The following is an 18,786-nucleotide window of genomic DNA, read 5'->3' as shown; positions in this document are numbered from 1 at the left end:
CGTCAATCTTCAGGGACGCGTGCACAGGTGCGAAAAGTGTGGCTTCCGTCACGAAACATTAACGCGTTAACAAAATTCCCGTCACATCGCTGGGGGTGAAACGCATTCAGGACAGTTAGCGGCTGGGTAGACCGTCAATCAAGGAAGTTTGCCTGATGAATCACCCGCTGCATGGCCGTTCGTCCCGCTCCCGTTCCCCCTTGCAACGCCCGCTGGCACTCGCGGTGGCCAGCTCCCTGCTACTGGCAGCCGCCCTGCCGGCGATGGCCTCCGATTCACTCGATGCCTGGCAGCAGCAGCGCCAGCTGCAGGCGGCGTGGGCCCAGCCGGGCCATGCACAGACGGACGCAACCGTTGGTCCTTCGGCGCAGGCCACGTCCACCCCGGTCCTGGGCAACGCGGGCGATGCCGCCAGTTGGCACAGCGACGAGTTCAATGCCGACTGGGGCCTTGCCGCGATGGGGGCCGACCATGCCTATGCCCGCGGCCTGACCGGCCAGGGCGTACGCCTGGCGCTGTTCGATTCCGGCTCGGCGCTGGCCCACCCGGAATTCGCCGGCCGCAACACCACCAGCATCACCATCGGCCCGGACTGCGCGACGGCGGGGATCGTCGCCGGCGAAGGGGCCTGCTCGCAGACCCGCGGCGAACAACCCGGCTACAACTATTACGGCCTCGGTGCCGGGGTGCCGGCGGCGCTCGCCGGTCGCCTGATCGCCGCCGGCCTGCCCTACGGCTTCAGCTACGCCGATCATGGCACCCACGTGCTGGGCACCATCGGCGCCAACCGCGACGGCACCGGCATGCATGGCGTGGCCTTCGGTGCCGACCTGACGGCAGCGCGCGTGTTCGGTGACACCTACTATGAGTGGCGCCTGGATCCGGATGGTTTCTATCGCCCCCGCGCGGTGTACCGCACCGACCCGGACGACGACGCCGTACTGGACATGTATGCGCAGGTCCAGGCGCAGGGCGTGCGCGCCATCAACCACAGCTGGGGCATCTCGACCCGCAACATGAGTGCCGCGGCGCTCGACCGCCAGTACGCCGCGATTGGCGCGGATTACGACGTCTACGGCAGCATCTACGCAGGCAGCGACGCTGCCCCCGGGTCGACCCTGATCCAGGTGTGGTCGGCCGGCAACGGCAGCGGGGCCGTCGCGGGCATCACTGCGGCCCTGCCGCGCTGGAAGCCGGAGATCGAACCCTACTGGCTGGCCGTGGCCAACGTGCGCCAGCCGGTCGCCGACGATGGCGAAACCGACTATGTGCTCGACGACAGCTCCAGCATCTGCGGTGCCGCCGCCAACTGGTGCATCTCCGCCCCGGGCACCGACATCGCCAGCACCATCGTCTCCGGTGAGATCCAGGGACGCATCGAGGAAACCAGCGAGTACCTGCGGCTGATCATCGACAGCGAGAACACCGAGTACACCTACGGCCTGAAGACGGGCACCTCGATGGCGGCCCCGCACATCACCGGCGCTCTCGGGCTGCTGTTTGAGCGCTTCCCCTACCTGGACAGCGCACAGGTCCGCGACGTGCTGCTGACCACCGCCCGCGATCTGGGCGATCCGGGCATCGATGAGATCTACGGCTGGGGCATGGTCGACCTGCGCAAGGCCATCGAAGGCTTCGGCTCGCTGCGCGTGGACACCGATGTGGTGATGAACCAGAAGGCCGGTGGACTGAAGGTCTGGGAAGGCGAGGCCTGGGATGACTGGACCAACGACATCGGTGGCCCCGGCAAGCTGACCAAGTCCGGCATCGGCTGGCTGCGCCTGAGCGGCGACAACAGCTTCAACGGTGCGGTGGTGAACGATGGCGTCCTGGAATTGAATGGCGCCAACACGCTCACCTCGGCAGTGGAGGTGAAGGGCGGCCAGTTCCTGCTCAACGGCTCGCTGGTCTCCACCGCCCTGAACACCACCGGCGGCGTCAGCACGATCAGCGCCGGCGGCGTGCTGGACCACAGCAACCTGGTGGTCGATGGCGGCGTGATCTCCTTCAACGGTACGCAGACCGGCGGTAATACCACCGTAGGCGCCAATGGCCTGCTGAAGGGTGTCGGCACCCTGGGCACCACCCGGGTCGACGGCATCATCGCGCCGGGCAATTCGATCGGCACGCTGACCGTCAACGGTGACTACGTGCAGGGCGCCACCGGTGTGTTCGCGTCTGAACTGGCGCCGGGAGGCCGCAGCGACCAGCTGCACGTCACCGGCACCGCCACGCTGGGCGGCACGCTGGTCGCGCTGCCCGAACCGGGCGTGTACTACCTGGGTGAGCAGTTCAACATCCTGCGCGCCGACGGTGGCATCAACGGTCAGTTCGCCCGTACCGACTTCAGTGCATTCTCGCCGTTCCTGCAGTTCAGCCTGGCCTACAGCGCCAATGGTGCGCGCATCGACGTGGCCCGGGGTGCGCTGCTGGCCACCGCGGCCACCACGCGCAACCAGCGCGCCGTCGCTGGCGTAGCCGATGGCCTGGCGATCAACCAAGGGCTGCCCCGCCCGCTGACCCAGCTGTTCCCCGCCCAGGTCGGCCCCGCGCTGGACGGCCTGAGCGGCGAGCTGCATGCCGCCACGCCGCTGGTGCTGGTCGAGAGCAGCCGCTACGTGCGTGATGCAGCCTTGTCGCGGCGTGCGGGCAATGCGTCGCCGGGCAGCACCGGCGACGCGACCGGTGCGTGGGTACAGGCGATCGGCGGCAACGGCAAGCTCGATGGCGATGTCGAAACCGCGCGCACGGATGCCAACAGCAACGGCCTGCTGGTCGGTATCGACCGCGAGTTCGATGGCTGGCAGGCCGGCGTACTGGCCGGCACCGGCCGTACCGACGTCAAGCAACGCGACCGCCGTGCCAAGTCGAAGATCGACAACACCCACTTCGGTGCCTACGCCAGCCACAGCTGGGGCGGCTTCGGTCTGCGCGGTGGCGTGGCCTGGAGCAAGCACGAGGCAGAGAGCACCCGCGAGCTGGCGTTCGCAGGATTCAGCGACACGCTCACCGGCCGTTATGACGCCCGTACCCGCCAGGCTTTCCTCGAAGCCGGCTACCGTTTCGGCTCTGATGAAGGCGGCCTGGAGCCCTACCTGCAGGTTGCCCGCGTCGAAGTGGACCTGAAGCGCATCAACGAGCGGGGCGGCGCCGCCGCACTGCAGGGCGAAGTGGAAGACACCCGTACTACCGTGGCGACCGCCGGGCTGCGCTTCGACAAGGGTCTGAAGGCATCCTTCCAGCAGGACAGCTGGCTGCACCTGCGTGGCGCGGTGGGTTATCGCCGGGCCTCCGGCGACCGCAGCCAGGTGGCCAACCTCGCCTTCGCCAACGGTGGCGGCGCGTTCGCCGTCAGCGGAGCGCCGATCGCCGACAGCGCTGTCGTGGCCGAGCTGGGGCTGTCCGCGTGGCTGACCCCGCGGCAGTCGCTGGAGCTGGGCTACAGCGGCCAGTTCGGCAGCGAGAGCCGTGACCATGGCGCCACGGCGCGCTGGTCCGTGCGCTTCTGATCCACGTTCAACTTACCTGCTGAAGAGCATTGGGGCGGCCTGGGGCCGCCCCTTTTTTTCTCCGGAGAATGCAGCCCGCGCGATCAGGCTGCCTTCATCGCGTGCTTCCGCGCACGCATCACGTTGTGGCATTCCTGCACTTCCGGCAGCAGTTGGGTCACTTCCTGGCGTACCGCCGGCGGCAGGCCCTCATCCTTCAGCGCGTCCTTGAAAGCTGCCAGCAGGCGGTCTTCCGATTCTTCCAGCTCGGCCACGTAGCCATAGTTGGTGTCGCCGAACGCTGCGCGCACCTTGCCGTAGAACTGCTGCATCGAGCCGACCAGGGTGCCGTGCTCTGCGGGCTTGCCACCGGTGGCCGCAACCGCGCCACTGAGTGCCGACACGATGCGGCCCTTGACGCCGGCAATGCGGGTGAACAGTGCCGCCAGCTCGGCATCCTTCACCTTCGTGGCCGCCTCTTCGTAGAACGACTTGCCGTCGCGTGCGATCTCGATCAGGTCGTTGAGACGATGTTCGATGGTGGACTGGGTGCTCATGTTCTGCTCCTGAAGTTCAGATTCGTTGGGAACGGACAACGGCGTGCGTTGCCTGCATCACTACCTTGGACAAAGGAATGTGGCCCCGGGGTGAGCGTCGTTTGATGCATGCATCACGTCGCTCAACGCGGCCTGACCGCCGCTACCAGGGCACGAAAAGGATGATCCCGGTAATCACCAGCACGGCGGCCAGCACTCCCAGCAGCACCTTCCCTTGTCGCCAGCTCGGCGTCGGTTTTCCTGGCGTGTTCATCGTGTCTTCTCCTGTCGATGCGGACGATGGCAGCCTGATGCATACGCCAGCGTCGGCACGTGCACGCCATGTGCATCGCGCGTGCACATGTGAGGGCCCTGCATGGACCATGCCGGTGGACAGCGATATCGCGCTCACCGCATGTACGCCGGGCATCAACGCCGGGCCCGCTAGGGTCATCATTCCTTCCCGACTGGAGCCGCACATGGCCATCAAGACTGCCGAAGACCTGTTCATCCACGAACTTTCGGACATCTACAGCGCCGAGAAGCAGCTGACCAAAGCCCTGCCCCGCCTTGCCCGTGCGGCCGAGAATCCGGATCTCGCCGCCGCCTTCGAAACCCATCTGGAGGAAACCCAGGGCCAGATCGAGCGGATCGACCAGGTGGTCGAGACGCTGGGCATCCGTCTCAAGCGCATCAAGTGTGCAGCGATGGAAGGGCTGGTGGAGGAAGGCAAGGAAGTCATCGACAGCATCGACAAGGGACCGGTGCGTGATGCCGCACTGATCGGTGGCGCCCAGAAAGTCGAGCACTACGAGATTGCGTCGTACGGCACCATCGCCGCGCTGGCCAAGCAGCTGGGCTACAAGGACGCGCTCCCCCTGCTGCTGGAAACACTGGCCGAAGAAAAGTCGACCGACGAGAAGTTGACCCTGCTGGCCAAGGGGGGTGGCAACGCCAAGGCAGCACAGGCCGCCTGAGTTCCACTGCGATACGCCGCCAGGGACGGCGGCGGCAACAGGAGATCCCGATGCATCCGGATATCATCGGCTGGATGGCGACCCTTGTGCTGGTCGCCACCTTGCTCAGGCAGATGGTCAAGCAGTGGCGTTCGCCACATCCCGAGACACTTTCACGATGGTTGTTCGCAGGCCAGATGGTGGCCTCGGCGCTGTTCACCCTCTACAGCCTGATGCTGGGCAGCAGCGTCTTCGTGGTGACCAATCTGCTTCTGTTGGCGACGGCTCTGCTTGGGCAGGTGTTGGCGCGGCATCGCCAGAGGCAGGCCCCCCTCCCTCCCCCCTGTTGATCACCGCTGGCGGATACCGGCCGGCCCGGGATCGCCGAACAGGACCTGATCGCGGGGACAGAAAAAGCTGCGTCGCCGGGTTCTGCCCAGATACTGCTTGCTGACGGGGCCGCCACATCGCGGACAGCTGCGTTTGGCATGCACCTGCCAGTGCCTCTTGAGCTCGTGGCGACGCTTCCATTCCAGAAACTCGTAGCTGTAGGTCCTGGCTTCGCGGATCAGTGATCCCAGCCTGCGCGGCGGCAGGTCACCCACACGCGTGGCCGGGTGTACGCCGATCCGGAACAGCACTTCGTTCTTGATGATGTTGCCAACGCCGGCAAAAACGTTCTGGTCCAGCAGTGCGTCGCACACCAGGACGTCAGGCATCGCTTTCAGGCGGCGGCGCGCGAGCCGGGGGTCCCACGCATCGCTCATCACATCGGTGCGCCAGTCGTAGGCTTCTTCCAACGGGCCGTCGATGAGTTTGACCGAACAGGCATAGAGGTTCAGTTCGCCGGCATCGAACCTCAGCGATACGCGCGGAGGCGAAGGCTTGCGCTCATCGATACGCCAGCTGCCGAATAGCATCAGATGGATCCACAAGGTATGCGTGCCGAACTCCAGCAGGAAGTGCTTCCCCCAACTGCGCACGGATCGTACGCGCTGCCCTGCAAGCATGGACAGGTCAATCCGGCTGTTGCCCCCGACATGTCGCAGTATCTGGCCGGTGAACATCTCGGCGGCCTCGCGCAGCAGCACGATGGAAGGGCCTTCAGGCATGGCCGTGTTCTCCGAGCAGTGCCTGCAATCGCAGTGCATTGCTGACCGCATGGCCCTGCGCCGTGTTGTCCAGGATCATCCAGGCGCAATGGCCGGCACGCGCGCGGTCCCCGAGCAGCCCGGCCAGCCGTGCCAGTGTGGTCTCGTCATAAGCGCTGCGATAGATATCCGGCTGGCCGTGCCATCGCCAATAGCTCCAGCCGCGGGCCCCGCCCGGCTCGCCCGCCTGCGCGACCCGCGCCGGGTCCGCCGCCACGCGCGCGATGTCATTGACCGCCAGCAGCGCATCCACCTCGGCACTGAACCAGGACGGATGTCGAGGCTCGCACGCCACCGGCCTGCGCGTGCGCCGACGCAGATCGTGCAGAAACGGTTCGACGTGCTGCGGCTCGTACGCCAGGCTGGGAGGCAACTGCAACAGCAGCGCACCCAACCGGCTGCCGAGTTCTTCCACCGCAGCCAGGAACGGGTCGAGCAGCGGGCCGGCACCGCGCAGCCGCTGCTCGTGCGAGATGGAACGCGGCATCTTCACCGTGAAGCGGAAATCGTCCGGAACGGAAGCGGCCCAGCGCCGATAGGTCTGGGGCAGGTGCGGGCGATAGAACGAGGAGTTGATCTCGACCAGGGAAAGGCGCGTGGCGTAGCGCTGCAGCAGACTGTCACCTCCACCGAAGCTGGAGCGATCCGCCGCCGACAGGGACCATCCTGCGCAACCGATGCGTATCCGCGTTCCGGCAGGGTGCGGTTCCAGCCCAGCGCTCATGACCCGTTCCCATCAGCAGGCGCAGCCTGCATCATCGGTCCGCCCTGATCGGCTCGCAGGAGAGGCGCCGTCAACAGCTGCAGCCTGTCCAGCGCGCTGGTCGGAATTCCGCTGGCCGTGCTGCGCACGAACCCGGTCCAGTCGGACAGGGCCACCCTGCCGAGTGCCGTGTGCTCCACCTGCAGCCAACCCATCCGCCAGTGCGAGAACTGGCGGCGACCGATACGACCGCGGTTGAGCTCGACCACACTGTGATGGCTGCTGCTGTCGAGGATGCGCCGCCACGCGGCGTCCACGCCCTGCTGTGGCCCCTCCAGATACTGAAGGAAGCGATGACCATCGAACAGAAGCACGCCGGTGATGTCCGCTGCTTCATTGAATGCCACCGCGTCGTTGACGAGACCGCGCAGCCGTTCCGCGCTCAATGAGGCAACGGCTTCGCTCGCATAGGCAATGGCACGCAGAGGCATGGGGGCACCGGTGATTGCAGGGGTCTCTACCTTAGTCCTTGCTACCGAAGGTGCGGTGATTCCGGCGTGCAAGCCGCGTTCAAGTGCGGGGCCGGCTGTGCGCTCGTGGTGATGGCATGAGGAATACGGCAAGCGCGGACGACGTCGTGTTGCCGCATGAAGCACCGCCGGCTAGCGGCGGATGTGGATGATGGTCGGTGCCGTCAATACGACGGCTCAACACTGGAGACATTCCATGGCCAACCAGAATCAGAACCAGGGCAACAGCAACCGAGGCTTCGCTTCGATGGACGAGGACAAGCAGCGCGACATCGCTGCCAAGGGCGGACGCGCTGCGCATGAGTCGGGCAACGCACACGAGTTCAGCCCGGAGGAAGCCCGTGAAGCCGGCCGCAAGGGCGGCGAATCCGTAAGCCAGGATCGTCAGCACATGGCCGACATCGGTCGCGAGGGCGGGCAGGCGAGCCGCGGCGGCGGAAACCGGGGCGACGGTCAGCAACAGCAACAGCAGCAACGCGGCGGCAATAACCGTGGCGGCCAGCAGCGCTGATCGGTCGTGACCGGATGCAACAGCGGATGGGCGGGCAACGTTCCCGCCCATCTTCACATCAGCGGCGCGGCTCCAGTCCCGTCCGGGCCGGACCTTCCAGCAATGCGCCGGTCGCGCTGAAGCGGCTTCCGTGACAAGGGCAGTCCCAGCTGCGCTCCAGCCCATTCCACTGCACCAGGCACTTCAGATGCGGGCATACCGCTGACATCACATGCACATCGCCCGCGTCGTCGCGATGCACGGCCAGATGATCGCCGCCCACCTGGACGACCACGCCCTCGCCTGGCGCGATGTTCGCCGTGCGCATGTGTGTCGCCCGCATCCGGTCCGCGATCATATGCTTGGCGACGGTCGCGTTGCAGCGGGCCCATCCGGCAATCGAACGCAGCGGTGTGAACCGCATGGGACTGAACAATCGCGCCGCATCGGTCTGCACACCCTGGATGCCCTCGCAGATGGCATGCGCCGCCACACCTGCCCAGGTCAGGCCGTCAGCACCGTAACCGGAGGCTATCCAGACGTTGTCATGGGCACTGTTGCCGATGAAGGGCAGCCGGTCTGCCGGCCGGAACTGCTGCGCCGACCAGCTCACGGATGGGCCTGACACAGCGAAATGGTGCTGCAGATCCGCCTCGAGGGCTGCGCAGGGATCTGTGGCGGGGGTCTCTCCGACGCGGTGCGATTCACCCACCATCACCAGCCAGGGCGCGCCGTCCGGCCCGGTCGCACGCCGCAGGGAGCGGTGCCGGTCCGCAATCCAGTGAATACCGGCGGCGGGCGGCCCGGAGACGGGCGCGGCCACCGCGTATTCGCGATAGCACTCCATCTCTGCCTGTACGAGATTGAAGCCCGCAGGTGAGTGGGTAGCGAGTACGAAATGGTCGGCGTGGATCGAGCCATGCCGTGTGCTGGCGATACCCGCCTCGGGATCGAGCGCGGTCAACGCGGTGTGCTCATGGATCCGGACGCGGCCTGACAATCGCATGGCAAGTCCAGCGCAGAACGCAGCTGGGTCGAACTGCGCCTGCCCCTCGAGCGTGAAGGCGTGGCCCAGCGTGAACGGAAGTCCGTGCTGCCGATGCCGGCACGGCAGGCCGGCGCAGGTGTACGCCTGCAGCTCCCTCTCGAACTGCAGTGTCGCCTGCCGGTCCCGGCCCTGGACTCCGTACTGCATCGGGACCCGGTCGAAACCGCAACGCAGGTCGTATCGTCTGACCAGCAGTTCGATCGCACGGATCGCCTGGGCGCGCCACCGCACCACGCGGGACACGACATCGCCTCCCCAGCGCGCGACCAGATCCGCCATGTTCGAAACCGGTGCATACAGATTGCCCGTCGACAGACCCGTATTACGCGAAGCAATGCGTCCCGCGTCCACCACCACGACGTCCAACCCGCAATCGGCAAGCCGGGCTGCAGTCAGCAGGCCCGTCATGCCCGCGCCCACCACCAGCACCTGCGTGCGCAGATCGCCCTGTGCCGGCGGACAGGGATGGCTCTGCATCATCTCCAGCCACAGGCTGGTGCGTGGGCGCGGGTCGTTCATGGTCACTCGTCTCCCTCCGGAGAACCGTTTATGGCGATCAGGGGGTGAAGCGGCGGTGGCCTTGCTGTGTACGATCCGTCGGCCATGCACGCGGTACAGCGTGCCGCGCCCACCGCCGCATCATGGCTCGCGGGCCGGAAGGTCCAGCGCGCCCGAGCCGGGTCCGGCACCCAGCTCGGCACCGGTCACCGGCCTCGCCTCCGGATCAGACATCGTGCGCACTGTCATCGCCTGCACGGCAGCCTGCTCACGTGTGTCCAGTTCCACCGAGGCGCTGCCGTCGCCGCCATCCAGGGCCATCTGCGCATCGCGGTCGTCAACGCGCTCCCAGAGCTCGCCGCTGTTCCAGCTGCCCTGCAATCCCTCCGATCCTTCGCCCTGCGACAGGTCCATGTACAGATCCGTGTAGGCCGGGTCACCCGGCAGCTTGCCGGGCGGGAAGTTGGGCTGGATGCTGTGCAGCGCCTTCTCGAATGACTTCATGTGCGCCACCTCGCGGGTCATCAGGAAGCGCAGTGCATCCTTGATGCCGGGATCGTCGGTGACATTGATCAGGCGCTCATAGACCAGCTTGGCGCGGGCCTCGGCGGCGATGTTGGAGCGCAGGTCGGCACTGGGGTCACCGATCGTATCGATGTAGGCGGCAGTCCACGGCACCCCGCTGGAGTTCACCAGCGCAGGACCGGCACCGTAGAGGATCTGCTCTGTGTGGCTGGTGCTGTTCTGCCCCAGCAGCCGCATGTCCTCGGCCTCTGCCAGCGCCTCGGACTGTATCGCCTTGGGCCCGCGGTTCAACAGCGCGATGATGGTGCCGATGATTTCCAGGTGGCTGATCTCTTCCGTGGCAATGTCCATCAGCAGATCCTTGCGCCCGGGATCACACTCCGCCAGTCCCTGGGTGAAGTAGCGCATGGCCGCCGCCAGCTCGCCCTGCGGGCCGCCGAACTGCTCCAGCATCAGCGTGGCCAGCTGCGGGTTCGACGCACGCACGCGTACGGTGTACATCAATTTTTTGTGGTGGAAAAACATGGCAATCTCCAGTAGCGGGCACGCCCTGTCCTAGCGCTTGGCTTCAGCACCGGGGGTTTCATCGCGGTTGAGGAAGGCACCGACCAGGCCGTCCTGGTGATCTTCCAGCCAGCGTGCCATGGCAACCTCCTCCTGCAGGATCTGCCCGCACACGGCAGCGATGTCGGCAGCGCCGGCACGCTCGGCGGCGATGATCAGGGCGCGGTACGTGGCGATCTCGGTATTCTCGAAACCAAAGGACAGACCCAGACCCTTCACGACCTCATCCTCCATCAGGCTGTTTCCGGCCGCGTGGATGGCGGCCGTCAGGCTGGCGAACACGCCCTTGGCCGTGGGCACGCTGCCACCCAGTGATTCAATGCACTGGCGCAGCGATGCAGCCTGCTGCTGGGTCTCCTGAACGTGCTGGGCGATACGCGCAGCCAGCGCGGGATAGTTCTCGATACGCGAGGCCATGGCCTTCATCATGGTCTCGGCTTCCTGCTCCATTGCGTAGGCGTCCTGCAACCACTTCAGCAGGCGCTCGCTGCGAGCCGTAGTCTTCTCGGACATCACGACACTCCGGTGCGGGGCAACATGCCACCGCGGATCATGCTGAAGGCGTGTCGATCAGCTGCACGTGGTCATGCGTGAGCGGTTTCCAATGGCGCGTCAACATGACGCCGATGCCGCGCTAACACCCTTGCCTCGTGCTGTCCATTGCCGCCGATGCGCGCTCAGGCCTGCAGCACGGATGAGGGAGCCGCAGGCGGCATCGTGTACGTGCGCGCGGCAGCGGCCGGCCGGCCCTCCGCAGCGGACAGCACCTGCATGACCCGATGCTCGGCTCGACGCTGCGTGACCTCCACGCCCACCACGTAGACGAAGCGGCCATCGAACTTGGCCTGTGCGCCGTCGAGACCGTCTGCCAACAGCAGTGCCCGCTTCAGCGACTTCATCCAGGCGCGGGAGGGCACCCCGTCAAGTTCGACGACGACTGCCGTCCCACCGCAGGCGAGCGGCATGCTTTCCACGCGCAGCACCTGGGGCGCAGACAGGGGTCCGGAAGCGTTCATTGGGCGACTCCTCGTGCGGGGACGGCGGCAGTATCCACAGTGATCGCCAAGGCATCGTCAACGTCGCCGGCCCATCCGTGCACGCTGCCTGCACGGCACGCGCGGCTTCGCGTCGACACCACATCATCTCCGCATCGCCTTGATGGCCTGCGGCGGACACTGTCGTCCCCACGGCTCTATAGACCTACCTCATGCCTCGCACGACCGGCCAGCCTCCCTGCAATCTGCTTCTGGTGGAGGACCAGTTCGATCTGGCGGCACTGATGGAACAGGCACTTGAGGACAGTGGCGACCACGTCACCCATGCCTACAGCGTGTTTGATGCCCTCGGCCTGCTGGACCGTCAACGGTTCGATGGCGCGGTACTGGATGTGGAACTGCGCGATGGCGTGGTGTTTCCGGTAGCCGACCGCCTGGCCGAACTGAAGATTCCCTACCTGTTCGTCTCTGCGGTGTACGACCAGCTGGTACCTGCGCGCCACCGGCGTGCCCCCTTCGTCGCCAAGCCGTTCCACATCGAGGGCCTGCAACGCGCTGTCCGTCAGACGCTCTGCAGCGATACGGCGGCGGGAGGCCAGCGCTGAACCAGATCGTGCAGCAGCGAAACGCGCGCCGCCGACGACGGCTCAGGCCGCGCGGGCGTAGGGCTCGACCACGGCAAGCAGCCGCTCCATCGCCGTTGCATCCTCGTGACCGTCGGCAGCGCGCAGGATGAAGCTGGTCCAGTCCGCCCGGGCGATGTCCCGCAGGATGTCAGACTCTGTATGCAGGCATCGCATTGGCCAGAACGGCAACCGGCGCTGACCGACTCGACCGTGGGCCAACTCGATGATGCCACCATGGCTGCTGGCACCCGTCACCCGTGAGTAGGCCACCTCCAGTCCATCCGGTGGGCCTTCCATGTACTGCAGGAACCGCTGCCCATCAAACAGCAGCACACCGGTTACACCCGCGCCTCGATTGAAACGCGCGGCGTCGGCCATCAGGGATTCCAGCTTCCCGGCCGTGAAACCCTCGCTGGCCTCACTGATGTAGACGATGGCTCTGTTCGGCACAATCCGGCTCCTGCTCCCACAAACATCGAGCCTATCGTGCTTCCCGTTCAGCGCCTGTATACACGTACCGTGACCCGGTCACACTCCGCTGCATTCATACTCGTGTCGGCGGCCGCAACGCGGTCATCGCGAAAGAGACCGGTCTGCGCGCAGGCAGTGCCGCAGTTCCCACAGCCATGACAACGCAACCACCATCGCCGGCAGCAGCGTGAGCACCCAGTCCTGCGCCGGCGCCGGGCGCCATTGCAGTGCCCACGCCGGTTCAGCGTGATGGGCTACCCAAAGCACGAACAGCCACGGTGCCACATCCAGCACGCTGTGCACATGCTGCTCGGCCGGACTAATGCGTCGCCGGCCATCCGCGCTGGCGGTATCGAGATACCCCGCGATCGCATGGGCGGCCGCCAGCACGGCAAGCAACACCGCCAGCGCCCGCGTATCGGCCAGCAGCAACCAGGCCAGCACACCAGTCCCCACAAGCCCCAGCTGCACCCCATGCAGCGTGCTCTCGCGCAGGCCCGAGGTGTGGGGCAGATCGGTGCGGCGATGAAAATGGAAGTCCAGCGTGCCTGCGGCAAGCCACAGCACGTACAGGACCATCATGGCCGAGGCGCTCATGCTGCCCTCACGGCGTAAGCACGATTTTGCGGCAGTCATCGTCCTTGGCATCGAACATCGCGTAGCCCTGTGCGGCGTCGGCCAGCCGCATGCGGTGGGAGATGATGTCGCCCGGGTCGAGGCGGCCCTCCATGATGGCATCCAGCAGTTCCGGCATCAGGCCCTGCACATGCGTCTGTCCCATCTTGAAGGTCAGGCCCTTGTCAAAAGCATCGCCGAGCAGGAAGCCGTGGATGAAACCGGCATAGACGCCGGGAATGCTGATCACGCCGCCCCGTCGCGCGGCCGCGATGCACTGCCGGATCGCCACGCCACTGCTGCCTTCCAGCTTGACGGTCGTCAGCGCTGTTTCCAGTGCACTGCCTTCGGCCTCGAATCCGACGGCCTCGATGCAGGCATCCACGCCCCGGCCACTGGTCTGGCTGAGGATGTAATCGGCAGGATCCGGAATATCCCTGAAATCGATCGGAATGACGCCGTAGGCATCCCGTGCATAGTCCAGCCGGTAGGACAGATGGTCGACCATGAAGATGGTTTCCGCACCCAGCAGGCGGCAGCATGCTGCGCTCATCAGGCCGACTGGACCCGCCCCGAAGATGGCCACGGTCGAGCCCGGCCTGATGCCCGCGTTGAGTGCAGCCTGGTAGCCGGTGGGCAGGATGTCGGACAGGAACAGGACCTGCTCGTCCGCCACACCGTCCGGAATCCGCAGCGGGCCGATGTTGGCCTTGGGCACGCGGACAAATTCAGCCTGCCCCCCGGCCACGCCCCCGTACAGGTGGCTGTAGCCGAACAGCGCTGCAGGAGGCAGCAGGCCTTTCTGGTTGAGCGCCGCCCCCTTGCCGGGATTGGTGGTCTCGCAGGCGGCATACTCGGCCAGGCGGCAATGGAAGCACTCACCGCAGGCGATCACGAACGGGATCACCACGCGGTCACCGGCGCGCACCTGGGTAACGGCGCTGCCGACCTCTTCCACGATGCCCATGAATTCATGGCCGAGCACATCGCCATCATGCAGGTCCGGGATCTTTCCGCGATACAGGTGCAGGTCCGAGCCACAGATGGCCGTCGCGGTCACGCGCAGGATGAGATCGTCATCCTGCGCCAGCACCGGATCGGGAACTGTCTCGACACGCACATCCCTGCGGCCGTGATAGGTCAGTGCCTGCATCGTGCTTCTCCAAGGGAACGGACCTGCAGGATCGCAGCCCGCCCCCTGCGGGCAGAGTGACCGCACGGTGTGCGGGATGTTCATTCGACTGCGCCATTGCGTTAACCCTCACGCGTGCACGCTGAAGCCTCCATCCACCGTCCACGGGAAGACTGCCATGAGCAACAAGCTGCCGTTCAACCCCACCGTCGATGTCGATGACCAGGCCAAGGCACATACACCCGACAAGCGCCGCAACGACAACGCCAGATGGAAGGAGCACGACATGCCCGACGATGGCGATGGCCCCAAGGCGCGCCCGGATGACTATGAACGGCTCGATCCGGACCCCACCGGAAAGCGCCATCGCTGAGTCCGCCTCACGGACCGCATGCGCGGGATTCACGGATGTTTCTTGACCGGCCACGCAAGCTCACCGCATCCCCATAGGATCTGCATGGCGAGGTGCTGCATGTGGAAGCGGAACGGTCTGTCACTGGTTCTGCTGGCTCTGACCCTGCTGTTCATTGCCGGCCAGGCACTGTCAGGACTGCAGGTGCACAACGAGGAGCTGGTCCATCACGGCCGCGCGCCGCTGGATCTGTGGCATTACCTGGCCAGCGGCCACTTCATCAGTGCCACCTTCGAGAACTGGGAAAGCGAGTTCCTGCAGATGGGCATGTACGTGCTGCTCACCGTCAGCCTGCGCCAGCGCGGCTCTGCGGAATCGCGCCCACTTGACCCTGCACAGGAACACGCACGGATCGAGCCCGGCCCGACACCCTGGCCGGTGCTGCGTGGCGGTATATGGAAGACGCTCTATGGACATTCACTGGCGATCGCTTTCGGACTGCTCTTCCTGGTCAGCTTCAGTCTGCATGCCGTCGGCAGCTGGAAGGCGGAACAGGTTGAACAGCAGTTGCAGGGGCTTCCCCCACCGTCCTTCCTGCAGCATCTGACCAGCAGCACGTTCTGGTTCGAGTCCATGCAGAACTGGCAGAGCGAATTCCTGGCGGTACTGGCGCTGGTCGTGCTGACCATCTTCCTGCGGCAGAAGGATTCCCCGCAGTCCAAGCCCGTGCAGGCGCCGCATGCGCAGACCGGAGACTGAGCCATGCCACGCCGGAATGCCACGACCGCACTGCTGGTCATCGACATGTTCAGCCGCTTCGATTTTCCCGACGCTGGCGCGCTGGCGCCCCTGGCGGAGCGGGCCGCGACCCGCATCCGCAGGGTGCGTGACCATTGCGATGCCCGCCGCTGGCCGGTGATCCATGCCAACGACAACTTCTCCGACTGGCAACGGGATTTCCGTCAGCAGGTGGAGCAGTGCAGACGGGACGGTGGCAGTGCCGCGCGCATCGCGGATATGTTGGCGCCGGCCCCTCACCACTATTTCGTGCTCAAACCGAAGCACTCGGCGTTCCTCGCCACGCCCCTGCCGATCCTGCTGGCCAAACTGGGGGTCCGCCACCTGTGGCTCACCGGCATGGCGACCGATTCCTGCGTGCTGGCGACCGCGCTGGATGCCAACGCGCGGGAGTTCGAAGTAACCGTGGTGGCTGATGCCACCGCGGCGCTGCCAGCACGCAGGAGAGTGGCACTGCAGACGCTGGAGCGTTCAGGCGCCGCACGGATCGAGACGGTTGCCGGGCTGCTGTCCTCGCCGCGGCGAGCGCAGCGCTGAGCAACCGTCGATTTCCGGTCCTGCCGCTCGTCGAAACAGGGAAGGCAGGCCTCCCGCCGGCCGGAGCACCTCCGATGACCCCGATCCTCACTGCCTTCGCCACCTCGCCCGATCGCGGCCAGGGCCTGGCCCGCGACATGCGCGTGCGCTGGGCACTGGAAGAACTGGGCGTGGCCTATGACGTCCAGCTGCTGTCCTTTGCCGAGATGAAGCAGCCGGCCCATCTGGCGCGCCACCCCTTCGGGCAGATCCCCACCTACCAGGAAGGCGAGCGGGTGCTGTTCGAATCCGGCGCGATCCTGCTGCACCTGGCCGAGCGCCATCGCGGCCTGCTGCCGGCCGGGGACAGCGCCCGCATGCGCGCGATCATGTGGATGTTCGCTGCGCTGAACACCGTCGAGCCGCCCATCGTCGAGCGATCCATGGCATGGCTGCTGGAACGCGAGCAGCCCTGGTATGCGCAGCGGCAGGTGATGCTGGACGAGCGCGTGCACGCACGGCTGTCCCAGCTGTCGGCATGGTTGGGCGACAGGACCTGGCTGGAGGACGAATTCAGCGTTGGCGACCTGATGATGGTGGCGGTGCTGCTGCGTCTTCAAAGCAGCGGCATGATCGGCGGGTATCCGACGCTGGCCGCCTACCTGGCGCGGGCCACGGAACGCCCTGCCTACCAGCGCGCATTCGCCGCCCAGCGGGCGGTCTTCCAGAGCCGGTAGCCCTGCATCGGGCGGGACCCCGATGCGCCGACACGGTTGACGCCTCATCAGGCTGCGCCTACAGTCTGCGCCGCAGCCCCGCAACGGCGCTGCCGCAGGCGTTATCGTCATCCAACGCGCCCACAGCCGGGAGGGCCTCAGCAGAGGAAACCCGGGCGACAGGCGCCACGGTACTGCCCTGCCCTTCGCTCCTACGGGAGTGGATGCATCACGCCGTGGCCTTTCCCAAGACCCTCTGGAAAGGCACTCCCATGAACCTCACCGGCAACACCATCCTCATCACCGGCGGCAGCCGCGGCATCGGCCGTGCATTGGCCGAGGCGCTGCACGACCGCGGCAACCAGGTCATCATCACCGGCCGCGACCGGGCACTGCTGCAGGCGATCGGCGAGCAGCGCCCGGGCCTCGTCGCCCTGCCGCTGGAGCTGGGCGATCCTGCATCACTGGCGGACCTGGCCGAGATCGTCCATGCCCGCTTCCCCGGCCTCAACGTGCTCATCGCCAACGCGGGCATCTCCCGCCCGGAAAACCTGGCCAGCGGCCACTGGGACGACTTCGATGCCGAAGCCATCATCGACACCAACATCCTGGGGGTGCTCCGCACCGTGGCCACGTTCCTGCCGTTGCTGACACAACAACGCAGCGCCACCTTGATGGCCACCGGTTCTGCGCTCGCCTTCCTGCCACTGGCCAGCTTCCCGACCTACTGCGCCAGCAAGGCGTTCCTGCATTCGTGGCTGGTATCGCTGCGTCATCAGCTTCGCCATCTGCCGGTGGAGGTGCTGGAACTGTCGCCCCCGTACGTGCAGACCGGACTGACGGGTGAGGCGCAGGCGACCGACCCGCGCGCGATGCCCGTGCAGGAGTACGTGCAGCAGGTTCTGCTAAAGCTCGAGCGCGGGGACCACCCGCGGGGTGAGCTGCTGCTGGAGCCGGACCAGGCGCGACGCTGGGCCGAACGCGATGGCACCTACGACACGCTCTTCGCACTGATGAATCCAGCCTAGCGCAGGCACGGAATGCAATGGAGGCCGCCGCCGGCAGACGCCGGCGGTGGCTTCAGCGCGCGCTGCGCCGGCAGGCCGTCTGCACCAGCATCAACTGCGCGACCAGGATCAGCATCGCGCATCCCGACAGCAACCACGGGTCGATGTACCACTGCGCGTTGAAGCTGAAGCTGCCTGAGGAAATGCGCTTCCAGCCGTTGAAGTGCTGCATCGCCGCCACCACGAACGCGAAGCCTCCCGCGGAGAAGGAGAGCCAGGGCACGACGATGCCGCCGGGCCGCGCGAACAGGGTCAGCACCCCCAGCACGCCGATGACCGTGCGCTGCACACGGCAATAGGGACAGACGTAGGCCAGCCCGCTCCACTCCACCGACCACGCCAGCAGGCTCACCAGCACAGCCACGGCGCCTGCGATGTACAGGGTCTTCGCTGGAATCGTCATGCCGCCATCGTCTGCCATCCTGTGCCTCCTTCGTCGCCGGACCCGCGCAGGGTAGCGTGAAACGCGCCGTATGACCCCACCCCGCAGCCCTGTGCCCGCAATGCTCTCAACGCGGGCTTCACCGGCTCTGGAGTCCGATCGGCCCATCTCCTGTGCCCTCGCGCACGGCCACCCTGCCTGTCTCCGCCTGAGGATATCGACGTGAACCACTCATCGCCTCCCCTTGCCATCCTCGTTGCACGCGTACTGCTGATGCTGCTGTTCCTGGTCTCCGGCCTTGGCAAACTCGGCAACCTGGCCGGCACACAGAGCTACATGGAGACGATGGGCGTGCCCGGCATCCTGCTGTGGCCGACCATCGCATTCGAGATCATTACCGGCCTGTGCATCCTGCTGGGCTTCCAGACCCGTCTGGTCGCCGCGGTCCTGGCCGCCTTCAGCCTGGTGACCGCCTTCATCTTCCATCACCAGTTCAACGATCCCACCCAGCAGATCATGTTCCTGAAGAACATGGGCATCGCCGGTGGCTTCATTCTGCTGGCCTGCACCGGCGCCGGCCGCTACAGCATCGATGGTCGCCGGCGTCGCGGATGAGGGCACCCTCGT

General features: G+C 66.2%; 23 protein-coding genes. 11 read left to right on the top strand and 12 right to left on the bottom strand.

What is annotated here, in order from left to right; all coding sequences use genetic code 11:
• Positions 1-155: 155 nt before the first annotated feature.
• Complete coding sequence (locus tag N5J29_RS00810; protein WP_164151267.1) at positions 156-3,509, top strand: autotransporter serine protease; 3,354 nt, start codon at positions 156-158, stop codon at positions 3,507-3,509.
• An 83-nt stretch (positions 3,510-3,592) separates the two neighbouring features.
• Here N5J29_RS00810 and N5J29_RS00805 read toward each other — a convergent pair whose 3' ends face one another.
• Positions 3,593-4,045 (bottom strand): PA2169 family four-helix-bundle protein, encoded by a 453-nt coding sequence (locus N5J29_RS00805; RefSeq protein ID WP_053517176.1) that lies wholly within the window; start codon positions 4,043-4,045, stop codon positions 3,593-3,595.
• Positions 4,046-4,503: 458 nt separating this feature from the next.
• Here N5J29_RS00805 and N5J29_RS00800 point away from each other — a divergent pair, with 458 nt between their 5' ends.
• Both N5J29_RS00800 and N5J29_RS00795 read left to right on the top strand, forming a co-directional pair.
• Entirely contained in the window at positions 4,504-5,001 is a 498-nt protein-coding gene (locus tag N5J29_RS00800) for a ferritin-like domain-containing protein (RefSeq protein WP_065181611.1), read from the top strand.
• Positions 5,002-5,051: 50 nt separating this feature from the next.
• Positions 5,052-5,330 (top strand): hypothetical protein, encoded by a 279-nt coding sequence (locus tag N5J29_RS00795; protein WP_053517173.1) that lies wholly within the window; start codon positions 5,052-5,054, stop codon positions 5,328-5,330.
• Here the strand turns inward: N5J29_RS00795 and N5J29_RS00790 are convergent, their stop codons facing one another.
• The 3 genes from N5J29_RS00790 to N5J29_RS00780 are packed head-to-tail and all read right to left on the bottom strand — an operon-like array spanning position 5,331 to position 7,325.
• Positions 5,331-6,092 carry a DNA-formamidopyrimidine glycosylase family protein gene (locus tag N5J29_RS00790; RefSeq protein WP_164151269.1) on the bottom strand — a complete coding sequence of 254 codons (762 nt, stop codon included), beginning with the start codon at positions 6,090-6,092 and terminating at the stop codon, positions 5,331-5,333. It abuts the gene before it with no gap.
• Complete coding sequence (locus tag N5J29_RS00785; RefSeq protein ID WP_164151271.1) at positions 6,085-6,855, bottom strand: DUF72 domain-containing protein; 771 nt, start codon at positions 6,853-6,855, stop codon at positions 6,085-6,087. Before N5J29_RS00785 ends, N5J29_RS00790 begins: the two co-directional genes overlap by 8 nt.
• The gene (locus tag N5J29_RS00780; RefSeq protein WP_164151273.1) at positions 6,852-7,325 is read right to left on the bottom strand and encodes a BLUF domain-containing protein; all 474 of its coding nucleotides are present in this window, start codon (positions 7,323-7,325) and stop codon (positions 6,852-6,854) included. The genes N5J29_RS00785 and N5J29_RS00780 overlap by 4 nt, the downstream gene beginning before the upstream one ends.
• Positions 7,326-7,560: 235 nt before the next feature.
• On the opposite strand from N5J29_RS00780, the gene N5J29_RS00775 reads away from it, so the two are divergent.
• Positions 7,561-7,875 carry a KGG domain-containing protein gene (locus tag N5J29_RS00775; protein WP_053517166.1) on the top strand — a complete coding sequence of 105 codons (315 nt, stop codon included), beginning with the start codon at positions 7,561-7,563 and terminating at the stop codon, positions 7,873-7,875.
• Between the two features lie 58 nt (positions 7,876-7,933).
• Here N5J29_RS00775 and N5J29_RS00770 read toward each other — a convergent pair whose 3' ends face one another.
• From N5J29_RS00770 to N5J29_RS00755, 4 genes are all read right to left on the bottom strand, one after another.
• A complete protein-coding gene (locus tag N5J29_RS00770) occupies positions 7,934-9,421 on the bottom strand; it encodes an FAD-dependent oxidoreductase (protein WP_164151275.1) in 1,488 nt (495 codons plus the stop codon).
• A 120-nt stretch (positions 9,422-9,541) separates the two neighbouring features.
• Positions 9,542-10,450, bottom strand: coding sequence for a manganese catalase family protein (locus tag N5J29_RS00765; RefSeq protein ID WP_074899883.1), 909 nt, complete (start codon positions 10,448-10,450; stop codon positions 9,542-9,544).
• Between the two features lie 30 nt (positions 10,451-10,480).
• Positions 10,481-11,002, bottom strand: a complete 522-nt coding sequence (locus N5J29_RS00760; protein WP_053517162.1) for a ferritin-like domain-containing protein — start codon at positions 11,000-11,002, stop codon at positions 10,481-10,483.
• Between the two features lie 164 nt (positions 11,003-11,166).
• Positions 11,167-11,505: a hypothetical protein gene (locus N5J29_RS00755; protein ID WP_239519770.1), complete on the bottom strand. Its 339-nt coding sequence runs from the start codon at positions 11,503-11,505 to the stop codon at positions 11,167-11,169.
• Between the two features lie 191 nt (positions 11,506-11,696).
• Here N5J29_RS00755 and N5J29_RS00750 point away from each other — a divergent pair, with 191 nt between their 5' ends.
• Positions 11,697-12,089, top strand: coding sequence for a response regulator (locus N5J29_RS00750; protein ID WP_053517160.1), 393 nt, complete (start codon positions 11,697-11,699; stop codon positions 12,087-12,089).
• A 42-nt stretch (positions 12,090-12,131) separates the two neighbouring features.
• On the opposite strand, the gene N5J29_RS00745 is transcribed toward N5J29_RS00750, so the two are convergent.
• From N5J29_RS00745 to N5J29_RS00735, 3 genes are all read right to left on the bottom strand, one after another.
• Positions 12,132-12,560, bottom strand: a complete 429-nt coding sequence (locus tag N5J29_RS00745) for a BLUF domain-containing protein (protein ID WP_053517158.1) — start codon at positions 12,558-12,560, stop codon at positions 12,132-12,134.
• Positions 12,561-12,683: 123 nt separating this feature from the next.
• Positions 12,684-13,178 carry a hypothetical protein gene (locus N5J29_RS00740; RefSeq protein ID WP_065181605.1) on the bottom strand — a complete coding sequence of 165 codons (495 nt, stop codon included), beginning with the start codon at positions 13,176-13,178 and terminating at the stop codon, positions 12,684-12,686.
• Between the two features lie 7 nt (positions 13,179-13,185).
• Positions 13,186-14,349, bottom strand: coding sequence for a zinc-dependent alcohol dehydrogenase (locus tag N5J29_RS00735; RefSeq protein WP_065174470.1), 1,164 nt, complete (start codon positions 14,347-14,349; stop codon positions 13,186-13,188).
• A gap of 157 nt (positions 14,350-14,506) precedes the next feature.
• Between N5J29_RS00735 and N5J29_RS00730 the strand changes: the two genes are divergently transcribed.
• The 5 genes from N5J29_RS00730 to N5J29_RS00710 all read left to right on the top strand — a co-directional run bounded on the left by N5J29_RS00730 (position 14,507) and on the right by N5J29_RS00710 (position 17,738).
• A complete protein-coding gene (locus tag N5J29_RS00730) occupies positions 14,507-14,701 on the top strand; it encodes a hypothetical protein (RefSeq protein ID WP_053517152.1) in 195 nt (64 codons plus the stop codon).
• Positions 14,702-14,800: 99 nt separating this feature from the next.
• Positions 14,801-15,439, top strand: coding sequence for a DUF6766 family protein (locus tag N5J29_RS00725; protein ID WP_164151277.1), 639 nt, complete (start codon positions 14,801-14,803; stop codon positions 15,437-15,439).
• 3 nt (positions 15,440-15,442) lie between these two features.
• Positions 15,443-16,015 (top strand): isochorismatase family cysteine hydrolase, encoded by a 573-nt coding sequence (locus N5J29_RS00720; RefSeq protein WP_065174468.1) that lies wholly within the window; start codon positions 15,443-15,445, stop codon positions 16,013-16,015.
• Between the two features lie 74 nt (positions 16,016-16,089).
• Positions 16,090-16,731 carry a glutathione S-transferase family protein gene (locus tag N5J29_RS00715; RefSeq protein WP_065181604.1) on the top strand — a complete coding sequence of 214 codons (642 nt, stop codon included), beginning with the start codon at positions 16,090-16,092 and terminating at the stop codon, positions 16,729-16,731.
• Between the two features lie 251 nt (positions 16,732-16,982).
• On the top strand, positions 16,983-17,738 hold the full coding sequence (locus tag N5J29_RS00710) for an SDR family NAD(P)-dependent oxidoreductase (RefSeq protein ID WP_053517143.1): 756 nt from the start codon (positions 16,983-16,985) through the stop codon (positions 17,736-17,738).
• 52 nt (positions 17,739-17,790) lie between these two features.
• Here the strand turns inward: N5J29_RS00710 and N5J29_RS00705 are convergent, their stop codons facing one another.
• Entirely contained in the window at positions 17,791-18,198 is a 408-nt protein-coding gene (locus N5J29_RS00705; RefSeq protein ID WP_164151279.1) for a hypothetical protein, read from the bottom strand.
• Between the two features lie 183 nt (positions 18,199-18,381).
• On the opposite strand from N5J29_RS00705, the gene N5J29_RS00700 reads away from it, so the two are divergent.
• Positions 18,382-18,774, top strand: a complete 393-nt coding sequence (locus tag N5J29_RS00700) for a DoxX family protein (protein ID WP_065174465.1) — start codon at positions 18,382-18,384, stop codon at positions 18,772-18,774.
• Positions 18,775-18,786: the final 12 nt, after the last annotated feature.

Source organism: Stenotrophomonas sp. GD03680, assembly GCF_029844625.1.
GTDB classification, from domain to species: domain Bacteria; phylum Pseudomonadota; class Gammaproteobacteria; order Xanthomonadales; family Xanthomonadaceae; genus Stenotrophomonas; species Stenotrophomonas maltophilia_P.
This window is presented reverse-complemented; position numbering and strand designations above follow the sequence as displayed.